Annotated in this window: 14 protein-coding genes, 1 other RNA gene and 1 pseudogene; 11 read left to right on the top strand and 5 right to left on the bottom strand. The window is 54.1% G+C overall.

What is annotated here, in order from left to right; all coding sequences use genetic code 11:
• Window positions 1-160: 160 nt before the first annotated feature.
• The 9 genes and pseudogenes from SPH27_RS17460 to SPH27_RS17420 all read left to right on the top strand — a co-directional run.
• Window positions 161-495, top strand: a pseudogene (locus SPH27_RS17460) (IS3 family transposase); the annotation flags it as partial.
• A 100-nt stretch (window positions 496-595) separates the two neighbouring features.
• The gene (locus SPH27_RS17455) at window positions 596-1768 is read left to right on the top strand and encodes a phage tail sheath protein (protein ID WP_322435728.1); all 1173 of its coding nucleotides are present in this window, start codon (window positions 596-598) and stop codon (window positions 1766-1768) included.
• Between the two features lie 9 nt (window positions 1769-1777).
• On the top strand, window positions 1778-2293 hold the full coding sequence (locus tag SPH27_RS17450; RefSeq protein WP_252040645.1) for a phage major tail tube protein: 516 nt from the start codon (window positions 1778-1780) through the stop codon (window positions 2291-2293).
• Window positions 2294-2347: 54 nt separating this feature from the next.
• Entirely contained in the window at window positions 2348-2650 is a 303-nt protein-coding gene (locus SPH27_RS17445) for a phage tail assembly protein (RefSeq protein ID WP_073001392.1), read from the top strand.
• A gap of 14 nt (window positions 2651-2664) precedes the next feature.
• Window positions 2665-2784: a GpE family phage tail protein gene (locus SPH27_RS17440; protein WP_007848878.1), complete on the top strand. Its 120-nt coding sequence runs from the start codon at window positions 2665-2667 to the stop codon at window positions 2782-2784.
• Complete coding sequence (locus SPH27_RS17435) at window positions 2777-5581, top strand: phage tail tape measure protein (protein ID WP_322435727.1); 2805 nt, start codon at window positions 2777-2779, stop codon at window positions 5579-5581. The genes SPH27_RS17440 and SPH27_RS17435 overlap by 8 nt, the downstream gene beginning before the upstream one ends.
• Window positions 5578-6063, top strand: a complete 486-nt coding sequence (locus tag SPH27_RS17430; RefSeq protein WP_047059311.1) for a phage tail protein — start codon at window positions 5578-5580, stop codon at window positions 6061-6063. The genes SPH27_RS17435 and SPH27_RS17430 overlap by 4 nt, the downstream gene beginning before the upstream one ends.
• On the top strand, window positions 6060-7160 hold the full coding sequence (locus SPH27_RS17425) for a phage late control D family protein (protein WP_322435726.1): 1101 nt from the start codon (window positions 6060-6062) through the stop codon (window positions 7158-7160). Before SPH27_RS17430 ends, SPH27_RS17425 begins: the two co-directional genes overlap by 4 nt.
• A gap of 68 nt (window positions 7161-7228) precedes the next feature.
• Window positions 7229-7447 carry an ogr/Delta-like zinc finger family protein gene (locus tag SPH27_RS17420; protein ID WP_045334934.1) on the top strand — a complete coding sequence of 73 codons (219 nt, stop codon included), beginning with the start codon at window positions 7229-7231 and terminating at the stop codon, window positions 7445-7447.
• A 114-nt stretch (window positions 7448-7561) separates the two neighbouring features.
• Here SPH27_RS17420 and ssrA read toward each other — a convergent pair.
• Together ssrA and smpB are read right to left on the bottom strand one after the other, a co-directional pair.
• Window positions 7562-7925: a transfer-messenger RNA gene (gene ssrA, locus SPH27_RS17415) on the bottom strand.
• Window positions 7926-8014: 89 nt separating this feature from the next.
• On the bottom strand, window positions 8015-8497 hold the full coding sequence (gene smpB, locus SPH27_RS17410; protein ID WP_008502505.1) for an SsrA-binding protein SmpB: 483 nt from the start codon (window positions 8495-8497) through the stop codon (window positions 8015-8017).
• A gap of 156 nt (window positions 8498-8653) precedes the next feature.
• Between smpB and SPH27_RS17405 the strand changes: the two genes are divergently transcribed.
• On the top strand, window positions 8654-9091 hold the full coding sequence (locus SPH27_RS17405) for a type II toxin-antitoxin system RatA family toxin (RefSeq protein ID WP_024908332.1): 438 nt from the start codon (window positions 8654-8656) through the stop codon (window positions 9089-9091).
• On the top strand, window positions 9081-9368 hold the full coding sequence (locus SPH27_RS17400) for an RnfH family protein (RefSeq protein WP_182072861.1): 288 nt from the start codon (window positions 9081-9083) through the stop codon (window positions 9366-9368). The genes SPH27_RS17405 and SPH27_RS17400 overlap by 11 nt, the downstream gene beginning before the upstream one ends.
• Window positions 9369-9477: 109 nt before the next feature.
• Here SPH27_RS17400 and bamE read toward each other — a convergent pair whose 3' ends face one another.
• From bamE to nadK, 3 genes are all read right to left on the bottom strand, one after another.
• Complete coding sequence (bamE, locus tag SPH27_RS17395; RefSeq protein ID WP_008502502.1) at window positions 9478-9816, bottom strand: outer membrane protein assembly factor BamE; 339 nt, start codon at window positions 9814-9816, stop codon at window positions 9478-9480.
• 138 nt (window positions 9817-9954) lie between these two features.
• Window positions 9955-11616, bottom strand: coding sequence for a DNA repair protein RecN (gene recN / locus SPH27_RS17390; protein WP_039263457.1), 1662 nt, complete (start codon window positions 11614-11616; stop codon window positions 9955-9957).
• Window positions 11617-11701: 85 nt separating this feature from the next.
• On the bottom strand, window positions 11702-12580 hold the full coding sequence (gene nadK / locus SPH27_RS17385; RefSeq protein ID WP_008502500.1) for an NAD(+) kinase: 879 nt from the start codon (window positions 12578-12580) through the stop codon (window positions 11702-11704).
• Between the last annotated feature and the right edge of the window lie 49 nt (window positions 12581-12629).

Below are 12629 nucleotides of genomic sequence, written 5' to 3'. Positions count from 1 at the left end.
AATGAATTTAATCGCATTGTAATGATATTGCACGGTAATTTGAAGTGGTTTGCTGAGTTAGGCCTCCTGAACAGAGGTTCAGCATTCTTCTAAGAACAACACATGTGCTTCAATGAAAATAAGAAATTTCATTCCTTAATTCAAACTCGAAACCGCAAAGTTGGTTGCCGACCAGAATTACACCGCCTCTGACGCCAGCTCAGTCTACTGATGTTGGCCTTTCCGCAATGGCTAAATGTGTCAAACAAATGCGTGATGTGCGTCAGGGCAAGACGCCAAAAGCCTCCCCGATAACTTCGAAACAAATAGAAATAAGCGAGCTCAATAAAAGCTACAACGTATTGAAATGAAGAGTAAATATTAATAAAGGCTACCGTGCTCTGGATGTCAGACGCCCTGAACAGTTCCCGATAATCGGGAAACCTCAGGTCTCATTATCCTGTGGCTATTCTCTGCCATGTGTTCGGGGATCATCGCAGCAGCTCAAATTATTACTTGCAAACTGTGCCATTCCCTACACAAAGCCCAAAGCGTGCGCAGCGCGTGTATCAACCAGAACATAGGCACACCCCCTGTAAACCGGAGAGACTGCCTTATGGCTCAGGATTACCACCACGGGGTGCGCGTTGTTGAAATCAACGAGGGCACCCGCTCCATTACCACGGTGAGCACCGCCATCGTGGGCATGGTCTGTACCGGCGATGATGCTGATGCGTCCATGTTTCCCCTCAATAAGCCGGTCCTGCTTACCGACGTGCTGACCGCCAGCGGTAAAGCAGGCGAGTCCGGCACGCTGGCCCGTTCGCTGGATGCGATTGCCGACCAGGCCAAACCCGTTACCGTAGTTGTGCGCGTTGCACAGGGTGAAACCGAAGCGGAGACAACCTCCAACATTATCGGTAGCGTGACAACCGACGGCAAAAAAACAGGCATGAAGGCACTGTTATCTGCGCAGTCCCAGCTCGGCGTTAAGCCGCGCATTCTTGGCGTTCCGGGGCACGATACGCAGGTGGTAGCTACTGAGCTGCTGAGCGTGGCGCAGAGTCTGCGCGGGTTTGCTTATCTGTCCGCCTACGGTTGCAAAACTGTGGAGGAGGCTATTGCCTATCGAGATAATTTCAGCCAGCGCGAGGGGATGCTGATCTGGCCTGATTTCATCAGTTTTGACACCGTGCTGAATGCTGACGCAACGGCTTACGCCTCTGCCCGTGCGCTGGGCCTGCGTGCCAAAATTGACGAGCAGACCGGCTGGCACAAATCCCTGTCTAATGTGGGCGTGAACGGCGTCACCGGCATTTCTGCCGATGTGTTCTGGGATTTGCAGGACCCGGCAACCGATGCGGGGCTGCTTAACCAGAACGATGTCACCACGCTGATCCGCAAAGACGGTTTCCGCTTCTGGGGTTCCCGCTGCCTCAGTGACGATCCGCTGTTTGCCTTTGAAAACTACACCCGCACCGCCCAGGTAGTGGCTGACACCATCGCAGAAGCGCACATGTGGGCCGTGGACAAACCGCTTAACCCGTCGCTGGCGCGCGACATTATCGAAGGTATCCGGGCCAAAATGCGCAGCCTGGTGAGGCAGGGGTATCTCATCGGCGCAGACTGCTGGCTGGATGAGTCCGTCAACGATAAAGACTCCCTGAAAGCCGGGAAGCTCACCATCGATTATGACTATACGCCTGTGCCGCCTCTGGAAAACCTGATGTTGCGCCAGCGCATCACCGATAAGTATCTGCTGGATTTCTCCAGCCAGGTCAGCGCGTAAGGGGACAATATGGCTTTACCACGCAAGTTAAAACACCTGAACCTGTTTAACGACGGGAACAACTATCAGGGGATCGTTGAATCTCTGACCCTGCCTAAATTCGGCCGCAAGTTTGAAAAGTATCGCGGCGGCGGAATGCCCGGTTCGGCGGATGTTGATCTGGGGCTGGATGATGGCGCGCTGGACACGGAGTTTTCAATCGGTGGCACCGAGCTGCTGTTATTCAAGCAGATGGGTAAAGCTACCGTTGACGGCATCCAGCTGCGTTTCACCGGCTCCATTCAGCGTGACGATACCGGCGAAGTGCAGGCCATTGAGCTGGTTGTACGCGGGCGACATAAAGAAGTCGACTCCGGTGAATGGAAAACCGGCGAGAGCAATACCACAAAAGTCAGTAGCACCAACAGTTACGCGAAGCTGACCATCAACGGCGAGGTGCTCTATGAGGTTGATGTGATCAACATGATTGAAATCGTTGATGGCGTCGACCTGATGGAAGAGCACCGCAACGCCCTGGGCCTCTGATCTACTTTAAAGGCGCGGGCCGCCGCGCCAGTACCTTAATAACAGGATATGACGATGAGCGAACAACTGACTGAAAAAACCGTACAGCTGGATACACCAATCAAGCGCGGTAAAACCGAAATTACCGAAATTGTACTGCGTAAGCCGCAGTCCGGCGCGCTGCGTGGCACCCGTCTGCAGGCGATCATGGATATGGACGTCGGCGCGATGATGACGATTATTCCCCGCATTTCCACCCCGGCGCTGACCGCCCAGGAAATGGCAGAGCTGGACCCTGCCGATCTCACCGCGCTGTCGGTTGAGGTGGTCACTTTTTTGTTGAAGAAATCGGTGCTTGCCGGTTTGCCGACAGCCTGACGGTAGAAGACCTGGTGGCTGATATCGCCACCATTTTTCACTGGCCGCCGTCCGTCACTGACGTTATGCCGCTGACCGAAGTGCTGGAGTGGCGGCATAAAGCGATTCAGAGAAGCGGGGCCAGCGATGAGTGACACTAACCTGCGTTTGCAGGTAATTCTAAATGCGGTTGATAAACTCACCCGCCCATTCCGATCCGCGCAGGCCAGTTCTAAAGAGCTGGCTACCGCCATTCAGCAAAGCCGCGCAAGATTAAAAGAACTGGACGCCCAGGCGGGCCGCATTGACGGTTTCCGCAAGGCAAGCGCGCAGCTGGCCGTCACCGGCAACAGTCTTAAAGCCGCACGCGAAGAGGCGGCGAAGCTTGCCACGCAGTTCTCGGCCACTAACCGCCCGACGGCGGCGCAGGCACGTCTGCTTGAGCAGGCAAAAAACCGCGTTAACGAGCTGCAGAGCAAATACAACGGTCTGCGTCAGTCTGTGCAGCGTCAGCGTCTTGCGCTCAATGAGGCCGGGCTGGACACCAAAAAGCTGAGTAGTGCGCAGCGGGAGCTGCGGCAGAACGCCGACGAAACCCGGCAGGCTCTGGACCGTCAGCAAAAATCTCTTAAACGTCTTGGCGCGCAACAGGCGCGAATGCATGCTGTCCGCGATCAGTATTCCCGCCGCCTTGAGGTGAGGGATCGTATTGCGGGCGCGGGAGCAACTACCTCTGCCGCCGGGCTGGCGATGGGGGCGCCGGTCATGGCCGCCGTGAAAAGCTATGCCAGCATGGAAGATGCCATGAAAGGGGTGGCAAAGCAGGTGAACGGTCTGCGGGACGACAACGGCAACCGGACAAAACAGTATTACGATATGCAGGATGCCATCAAGGCCGCCAGTGAGCAGCTGCCGATGGAGAATGGTGCTATTGACTATGCCGCGCTGGTTGAAGGTGGCGCGCGTATGGGTGTGACAAATCAGAATGATCCTTACGAAGACCAGAAGCGTGACCTGCTGGCCTTTGCATCCACGGCAGCAAAAGCCGCAACCGCCTTTGAACTGCCCGCTGATGAGCTGGCGGAAGGTCTGGGTAAAATCGCACAGCTGTATAAAGTGCCGACCCGAAATATTGAACAGCTTGGCGATGCCCTGAACTACCTGGACGATAACGCCATGTCAAAAGGTGGCGATATTATCAACGTGCTGCAGCGTATGGGGGGCGTGGCTGACAGGCTTGATTTCCGCAAGGCGGCCGCGCTGGGTTCAACTTTCCTGTCTCTTGGTGCTGCGCCAGAAATTGCTGCCAGTGCATCGAATGCCATGGTGCGCGAACTGTCGATTGCGACCATGCAGAGCAAGCGGTTTATGGAAGGTATGGATCTGCTGAAACTCAATCCAGAAGAGATTGAAAAGCAGATGACAAAGGACGCAATGGGGACCATTCAGCGCGTGCTGGAGAAGGTCAACAAGCTGCCGCAGGATAAACGCCTGTCCGCCATGACTATGATATTCGGCAAGGAGTTTGGCGATGATGCGGCGAAGCTTGCGAACAACATGCCGGAGCTGCAGCGACAGCTGAAACTCACCTCAGGCACTGCGGCAAACGGCTCCATGCAGAAAGAATCCGATATTAATAAGGACTCACTTTCCGCGCAGTGGTTGCTGGTAAAGACGGGCGCGCAGAACGCGTTCAGTAGCCTGGGTGAAACCCTGCGCCAGCCGCTGATGGATATCATGAGTTACGTGAAAAATGTAACGGGGGCGCTGCGTCGCTGGGTGGAGGAAAACCCGAAGCTGGCTGGCTCATTGCTGAAAGTCATGGCAGCACTGGCGTCGATTACAGGAGTTCTGGGTACGGTCATGCTGGCAGTATCAGCTGTGCTTGGCCCACTGGCGCTGATGCGCCTGCAGTTTTCTATTCTGGGTATCAAAGGTGGTGGTGCATTTGGGCTTATCACTAAAGCCCTCACGGGGGTAGGTAGCGGGATATTGTGGCTGGGGCGCCTGATGTTTGCTAACCCCATTCTGGCCGTTATTGGTCTGATAGCTGCGGGTGCGCTTTATATCTGGCAAAACTGGGACACGCTTGGGCCAAAGTTCAAAGCCGTTTGGGATGCGGTTTGCGCGGCCACCACGGCGGCATGGGAATGGATTAAACAGGCCGTCAGTAATGCCTGGGAAGCTATTAAATCTCTGTTTTTCAATTACACCTTACCGGGCCTTATAGCCAAAAATTGGGAAGCTATTAAGGCCGGTGTGTCTGAGGCGTGGGCCCGTGTCAGGCAGACGATCAGTGACAAGTGGAACGCCATTCTTTCAGATGTCAGTGCGCTACCAGCTAAATTCCAGGATATGGGCAGCGCCATCATTGACAACATTCTCAATGGTATCAATGCGAAGTGGGAAACGCTCAAGAGCAAGCTGTCATCCGTTACCGATTATCTGCCTGACTGGATGACAGGGAAAAATAAAGAGCCGGGTAATACTCAGGTTCAGGTGGTTGGTGGTGCCGCAGCTGCTTCTGTTCCGTTTGCAGGGCTGTATGACAGCGGTGGTGTTATTCAGCGCGGTCAGTTTGGCATAGTCGGGGAGAATGGCCCGGAGATTGTGAACGGTCCGGCTAATGTAACCAGCAGGCGCCGGACTGCTGCGCTGGCTTCCGTTGTTGCGAGCGTCATGGGTGTGGCAGCGGCTCCTGCTGAAGCCTCGCCGATGCATCCATATAGCCTGCCAGCTAAAGAGTACAAACAAAGCCAGTCAGCAAAATCCGCCAGTGCGCCGCAGGCAATTCGTTATGAAATTAACGCGCCTATTCATATCACCGCTCAGCCGGGGCAGAGCGCACAGGATATTGCCCGCGAAGTGGCGAGGCAGCTTGATGAGCGTGAGCGCAGGGCTAGGGCAAAAGCGCGAAGTAATTTCAGTGATCGAGGGGGGTATGAATCATGATGATGGTGCTGGGGTTGTACGTATTCATGCTGCGCACCGTGCCGTATCAGGAGCTGCAGTATCAGCGCAGCTGGCGACATGCCACTAACAGCCGGGTAAACCGGCGCCCGTCTACACAGTTTCTTGGGCCGGATAACGATTCGTTGACGCTGTCCGGCGTCCTGCTACCGGAAATCACCGGCGGCAGGCTGTCATTGCTGGCCCTTGAGCAGATGGCGGAGCTGGGTAAATCGTGGCCTTTGATTGAGGGGAGCGGGACGATTTACGGCATGTTTGTGATCGAGAGCCTGAGTCAGACCAAAACTGAATTTTTTGAAAGCGGGATGCCGCGGCGTATTGAATTCACGCTGACGCTGAAACGGGTGGATGAGTCGCTGTCTGATATGTTCGGCAGCCTCAGCGATCAGCTCAGCAATTTGCAGGACACCGCCACCTCTGCGATAGGGAATATTAAAAATACGGTGGGAGGGTTACTGCAGTGAATTTCACCTCTGATCTCACGAACCTGAACAGTAAAACGCCGGGTTTCAGCATCATTATTGAAGGCAAGGATGTCACAACCGTACTGGATTCGCGCCTGATGAGTCTGACGCTGACGGATAACCGGGGGTTTGAAGCGGACCAGCTTGATCTGGAGCTGGACGATTCGGACGGGAAAATCGTTCTGCCGCGTCGGGGGGCTGTTATTCAGTTTGCGCTGGGGTGGAAAGGCCAGCCGCTTTTTCCGAAAGGGGGATTTACTGTCGATGAGATTGAGCACAGCGGCGCACCTGACCGCCTCACAATTCGCGCACGTAGCGCAGATTTCCGTGAAACCCTGAATACGCGGCGTGAAAAGTCCTGGCACCAGACAACGGTGGGCGAAATTGTGAAGGAAATCGCGGGCAGGCATAAATTAAAGATGGCGCTGGGAAAGGACCTGTTGGACAAGCCTGTCGATCATCTTGACCAGACTAATGAAAGCGACGCCAGCTTTTTGATGAAGCTGGCGCGGCAGTATGGGGCGATAGCCTCAGTTAAGGACGGCAATCTGTTGTTTATACGCCAGGGGCAGGGCAGAACGGCAAGCGGTAAGCCTCTGCCGGTTATCACCATAACCCGCCAGGCCGGTGACGGTCATCGTTTTACCCTGGCCGATCGCGATGCCTATACGGGGGTAATTGCCAGCTGGCTCCATACACGTGAGCCAAAGAAAAACGAGGCAGTAAAGGTTAAGCGCCGTCGAAAGAATACCGCCACGGCAAAGGAGCCGGAAGCAAAACAGGGAGATTACCTGGTTGGAACGGATGAAAACGTGCTGGTACTCAACAGAACTTATGCAAACCGCAGCAATGCAGAGCGAGCGGCAAAGATGCAGTGGGAGCGCCTGCAGCGCGGGGTAGCAACATTTTCACTGCAGCTCGCAGAGGGAAGGGCTGATCTGTATACCGAAATGACGGTGAAGGTTAGCGGGTTTAAACAGCCCATTGATGATGGCGAATGGACCATTACCACGCTGACGCATAGTGTCAGTGCAGATAATGGTTTTACTACGACTCTGGAGCTTGAAGTTAAGATTGATGATCTCGAAATGGATTAATTGGTTCTCAAAATTGAATAATGATGTATCATTATTGTGATTTTGGCAAAAGTGGTGGGATAACCGGAATGATGAATTGTCCAGAGTGCGGCCAGGCAGCCCATACAAGAAGCAGTTTTCAGGTATCAGCAACAACCAAAGAACGTTACAACCAGTGCCAAAATATCAACTGCGGTTGTACTTTTGTCACGCATGAAACATTTGTTAGGCATATCATTAAGCCTAATGTGATTTCTTCTGCACCCCCACATCCGGGAAAAGATGGGCAAGGGCATATGAATTTTTAAAAAGAACCCGCTTTCAAAGCGGTTTTTTTGTCGCCAGTCCAAAAGCCTGTCGCCATTTTGCCGCCATCGGAAAAGACAAAGGGGTTACGTTTTCACGTAACCCCTTGTTTTATTTGGTGGAGCTGGCGGGAGTTGAACCCGCGTCCGAAATTTCTACATCCTCGGTACTACATGCTTAGTTTGTCTTTACATTCGCACGCCAGCTGCGGACAGACACGCCACTAACGAACTAGCCTGATTAGTTTTAACGCTTCAACCCCAGGCAGGGCTTCCACGCGATCTCTTTTGGGTTTGACCTCTCTTTGATCCCCGTCTTAAGAGCGGAAGCTAGGGAGAGAGGGCTCAGAGCAGGTTATTAAGCTGCTAAAGCGTAGTTTTCGTCGTTTGCGACTATTTTTTTGCGGCTTTTAACGAGGCAAACCGCCCCTCGGCATGCACCTTGGGTTTCGCAAATCCCGTCGAATCCAGAATCAGCCCCAATAGTGTTGAACTAAGTATACCAGATTTCACTTCCTGGATACCAGCCCGGAACGCTAACTTATTGAATAGTACAATAAGTGTGCAGAATCAACGTCCTGCGTTTTTCATGATGCGCGCTTTATCAAGCTGCCACTCGCGCTCTTTCAGGTCAGTACGTTTGTCGTGCTGTTTTTTACCTTTTGCGACGCCAACTTTCACTTTACACCATGCGTTTTTCCAGTACAGCGACAGGGCGACCACGGTGAAACCTTCACGGTTGATGCGTCCGTAGAGGGATTCCAGCTCACGCTTGTTCAGCAGCAGCTTGCGGGTGCGCGTTGGGTCACACACGTAGTGTGAGGAGGCGACGGTCAGCGGCGTAAAGTTCGCGCCGAACAGGAAGGCTTCGCCATCTTTCAGGATCACGTAGCTATCGCCGATGTTGGCTTTCCCGGCGCGCAGCGATTTTACTTCCCAGCCCTGCAACGCAAGGCCAGCTTCGAATTCTTCTTCAATGAAATACTCGTGGCGAGCACGCTTGTTGAGCGCAATGGTCGCCGAGCCTGGTTTATGTGCTTTTTTCTTCGTCATAAGTGTCGTAAAGCCGTCGGTAATCTGATTTCAAAAAGTCACCTCATTGCGTCCTGTGAGGTCTAACGCGCTATCTTAGCACGAGATGAGGCTTAGCGTTTTTTTAACAGGTGATAAATGTTATTATTTGTCCGTTGTGTGACCATGGGAAATGCTATGCCTCAGATTAGCCGTACTGCGCTTGTGCCTTACAGCGCGGAACAAATGTATCAGTTAGTGAACGATGTTCAGTCTTATCCTGAATTTATTCCGGGATGCACCGGGAGCCGCGTTCTGGAGTCCGGCCCGACGCAGATGACTGCGGCGGTGGATGTCTCCAAAGCGGGGATCAGCAAGACGTTCACCACCCGCAATACGCTGACCAGCAATCAGAGTATTTTGATGCATCTGGTGGATGGTCCGTTTAAAACCCTGATGGGGGGCTGGAAGTTTACGCCGCTGAGCGCTGACGCCTGTCGCATCGAGTTCCAGCTCGACTTTGAATTTACCAATAAGCTGATTGAGCTGGCGTTTGGCCGCATCTTTAAAGAGCTGGCCTCGAATATGGTTCAGGCGTTCACCACCCGCGCCAAAGAGGTTTACAGTGTCGCATAAGATTGCTGTAGAAGTAGTGTATGCGCTGCCGGAGAAGCAGTATCTGCAGCGCGTGACGCTGGAAGAGGGGGCAACCGTTGAGGCGGCTATCCGCGCGTCCGGCATCCTCGAACTTCGCAGCGATATCGACCTGGCGAAAAATAAGGTCGGGATTTATAGCCGTCCGGTGAAGCTGGGTGATGTGGTGAAAGAGGGCGACCGGGTGGAGATTTATCGTCCGCTGATTGCTGACCCGAAAGAGCTGCGACGTCAGCGTGCAGAGAAATCGGCTAAGTAGCGCTTTATTCCCCCGGTGGCGCTGCGCTTACCGGGGCTACAATTCTGCGCAAGAGTTCAGACACAAAAAAGGTGCTCAATGAGCACCTTTTTGCATTTCTGACTTCCGATTATTTGGTCAAAGCAGGCTTGTTGTCGATGTTGGTCAACACACCGGCACTGCTGAAGGTCAGCGTCAGGGTCTGCTGGGTCGCATCTTCGTGGCCCGGCTTCTGACGGAATACATAGAACCAGGTGTTAGTGCCGAACGGATCGGACATCATCGGGGTTCCCAGTGCATAAGCGACCTGCTGTTGTGTCATCCCCACACGGATTTTGGACACATCGTTAGGGGTAAGGTAGTTCCCCTGGTTGATGTCAGGACGGTAAACCACTTTCTCCAGAGTGGAACAGCCTGCGGTCAACATCAGAAGAACCGCTGCGGCAGCGGTCAGCATTTTACAACGCATAGTGATTTGATTCCTTTTCGGGCCCGAGCAGAACGCGGCTCATATGTAATATGCCGATGATAATAGACCTTGTCCCACTTTGAAACCGGTCTGGCGGCGTTTTTGTTGTTCTGTATGACCCTGAGATCCCGAAAAAGTTTATGCCGCCAGCAGTTCTTTCGCGTTCGCGAGCGTATTGCGGGTGACTTCGCTGCCACCGAGCAGGCGTGCCAGCTCCTGCAGACGCGCACGTTTATCCAGCGGCTTCATATGCGTTTCGGTCATTTCACCGTCAGTTTCTTTGCTGACGATAAAGTGATGATGACCACAGCCTGCGACCTGCGGCAGGTGGGTGACACACATCACCTGCGTTGATTCGCCTAGCTGGCGCAGCAGTTTGCCCACCACCGCCGCCGTTGGGCCGCTGATGCCGACATCCACTTCATCGAAAATCAGCGCCGGGGTTTCCATTTTACGCGCGGTAATCACCTGAATCGCCAGCGCAATACGCGACAGTTCACCGCCGGATGCCACTTTGGAGATAGCCTGCAGCGGCTGCCCCGGGTTGGTAGTGACGCGGAACTCAATGCGGTCCGCACCTTCTGCCGTCAGGTGGTTCTCTTCAAAGCGGACATCAATGGTGAAGACACCGTGCGGCATCGCCAGCGTGTGCATGCTGTCGGTGATGTGCTGGCTTAGCTCCTGGGCGTAATGCTGACGGATTTCATGCAGCTTTTGCGCTGTCGCCAGCGCCTGTTCATGGTGCAGGTTCACCGCGAGAGAGAGGGTTTCCTGCGAGTCAGCCTGATCGTCAAGCTGCTGCTGTTCTTCCAGCAGAGACTGATAGAATCCTGGCAGCTCTTCCGGCGTGACGTGGTGCTTGCGCGCCAGTGAAATCTGACGGGAGATACGCTGCTCCAGCTCAAACAGACGGTTCGGGTCGAGATCCAGACGTTCACAGTAGTGGCGCAGTTCGTCACTGGCTTCGGAGATCTGAATGGCCGCTTCTTCCAGCATATCCAGGACGCCAGAAAGCTTGCTGTCCATGCCGACCAGTTCAGTAATGAGCTGGCGGACGTTATACAGCTGGCTTTGCAGGTTCACGTCTTCGCCGTCCGCCAGCAGGTTGAGCGCATTCTGGCTGGTTGAGAGCAGGTGGCCGCTGTTCGCCAGACGTTTGTACTCTTCGTCGATTTGCTCAAACTCACCCGGCTGCGGGTTGAATTCGTTGAGCTCTTTAAGCTGGTACGCCAGCAGTTCCGCACGTGCTGCGCGCTCCTGGCTTTGCTGCTGGTGCTGGGCAAGTTCACGGCAGCTCTGATGCCACTGGCGATAGTGCTCCGCCATAAGCTGAGTAAGCGCGTACTCACCCGCATAGCCATCGAGCAGCGCTTTCTGCTGTTCAGGTTTGACGAGTTGCTGGTGCGCGTGCTGACCGTGGATCTGGATAAGCAGCTGGCCGAGTTCGCGAAGCTGGGAGAGCGGGACCGCCGTGCCGTTGATAAAGCCACGTGAACGACCGTCGCTGCTGATCACGCGGCGAAGTAAACACTCACGTCCATCTTCAAGCTGGTTCTGTTCCAGCCAGCGCTGGGCGGCAGGGGTGTCTTTCAGGGAGAAACGGGCGCACAGGTCGGCACGGTTTGCGCCCATGCGCACCATGTCGCCCTCTGCGCGGCCACCAAGGCACAAGCCGAGGGCATCAATGGCAATGGATTTACCTGCACCGGTTTCCCCGGTGATCGCCGTCATGCCGCTGTGGAAATCGATCTCAAGCTCACGAACAATGGCAAAGTTGCTGATGGTCAGTTGTGCCAGCATAATTGTTTTCCTGTATGAAAAACCATAACTGTGTTTTCATACAGTATAAACTGGTTTTTTATACAGTAAAGTACTGGATGCAAAATCAGAACAATTTTTTTGACCAGCCAAGCTTCGAGCTTAATGTGTTGAAATAGCTGTAATCTTTCGGGTGAATCAGATTCAGATGATAATCACACCGACGAATAAGGACATCTTCACCTTCCTGGATCGGCAGCGCTATCTGGCTGTCGCAGCTGATCTCCAGGTCGTTACGGCGGTGCGAGAAGCGCAGACGTATCGTGCTGTCACCGTTGATAACCAGCGGGCGGGCGGAGAGCGTGTGCGGGAACATCGGCACCAGGGTAATGGCATCCAGCGAGGGCGTCAGGATCGGGCCGCCGGCAGAAAGCGAGTAGGCGGTTGAGCCGGTCGGAGTGGAGATAATCAGCCCGTCGGAACGCTGGGAAAAAGCAAAGATTTCGTCGATATAAACTTCGAATTCAATCATGTGCGCCACTTTCCCGGGGTGAAGAACCACCTCGTTAATTGCGGTGCTGATGCGCTTCTGGCAGTCCTGCTGGCACACTTGCGCTTCCAGTAAAAAGCGTTTCTCACTGATATAGTGGCCTTCCAGCACGTCGGCCAGCTGCTGCTGCGCATTGTCCGGGTCGAGATCGGTTAAAAAGCCGAGATTGCCACGGTTGATGCCGATGACCTTAATGTCATAACGCGCCAGCGTGCGGGCTGCGCCGAGCATGTTGCCGTCGCCGCCCACCACCACGGCGAGATCGGCCTGTTGACCAATTTCCGCCAGCGTGCCGGTTTTGACGCTCTTCAGCTGAAGCTCCTGCGCAATCTGCTGCTCGACCATCACTTCATAGCCTTTGCTACACAACCAGCGATACAACATTTCATGTGTCGTTAGTGCGGTAGGGTGACGCGGATGCCCGACGATCCCAATACACCTGAAATGATTATTCATTTTCTGGAGGTCCTTGTGCCTGATGAATGATGACAATCTGTCTTGTTCC

Source organism: Enterobacter sp. A103, from assembly GCF_034427535.1.
Classification (GTDB): domain Bacteria; phylum Pseudomonadota; class Gammaproteobacteria; order Enterobacterales; family Enterobacteriaceae; genus Enterobacter; species Enterobacter asburiae_B.
Note: the sequence above shows the minus strand (reverse complement) of the source record. Positions and strands in the feature narration are given on the sequence as shown.

Excerpts from the sequence above, each read along its gene's own strand:
- nadK (WP_008502500.1), bottom strand. The coding sequence starts at position 12,580 with ATGAATAATCATTTCAGGTGTATTGGGATCGTCGGGCATCCGCGTCAC.
- SPH27_RS17430 (WP_047059311.1), top strand. The coding sequence starts at position 5,578 with ATGATGATGGTGCTGGGGTTGTACGTATTCATGCTGCGCACCGTGCCG.
- SPH27_RS17455 (WP_322435728.1), top strand. The coding sequence starts at position 596 with ATGGCTCAGGATTACCACCACGGGGTGCGCGTTGTTGAAATCAACGAG.
- SPH27_RS17435 (WP_322435727.1), top strand. The coding sequence starts at position 2,777 with ATGAGTGACACTAACCTGCGTTTGCAGGTAATTCTAAATGCGGTTGAT.
- recN (WP_039263457.1), bottom strand. The coding sequence starts at position 11,616 with ATGCTGGCACAACTGACCATCAGCAACTTTGCCATTGTTCGTGAGCTT.
- SPH27_RS17405 (WP_024908332.1), top strand. The coding sequence starts at position 8,654 with ATGCCTCAGATTAGCCGTACTGCGCTTGTGCCTTACAGCGCGGAACAA.
- smpB (WP_008502505.1), bottom strand. The coding sequence starts at position 8,497 with ATGACGAAGAAAAAAGCACATAAACCAGGCTCGGCGACCATTGCGCTC.
- SPH27_RS17420 (WP_045334934.1), top strand. The coding sequence starts at position 7,229 with ATGATGAATTGTCCAGAGTGCGGCCAGGCAGCCCATACAAGAAGCAGT.
- bamE (WP_008502502.1), bottom strand. The coding sequence starts at position 9,816 with ATGCGTTGTAAAATGCTGACCGCTGCCGCAGCGGTTCTTCTGATGTTG.
- SPH27_RS17445 (WP_073001392.1), top strand. The coding sequence starts at position 2,348 with ATGAGCGAACAACTGACTGAAAAAACCGTACAGCTGGATACACCAATC.
- SPH27_RS17450 (WP_252040645.1), top strand. The coding sequence starts at position 1,778 with ATGGCTTTACCACGCAAGTTAAAACACCTGAACCTGTTTAACGACGGG.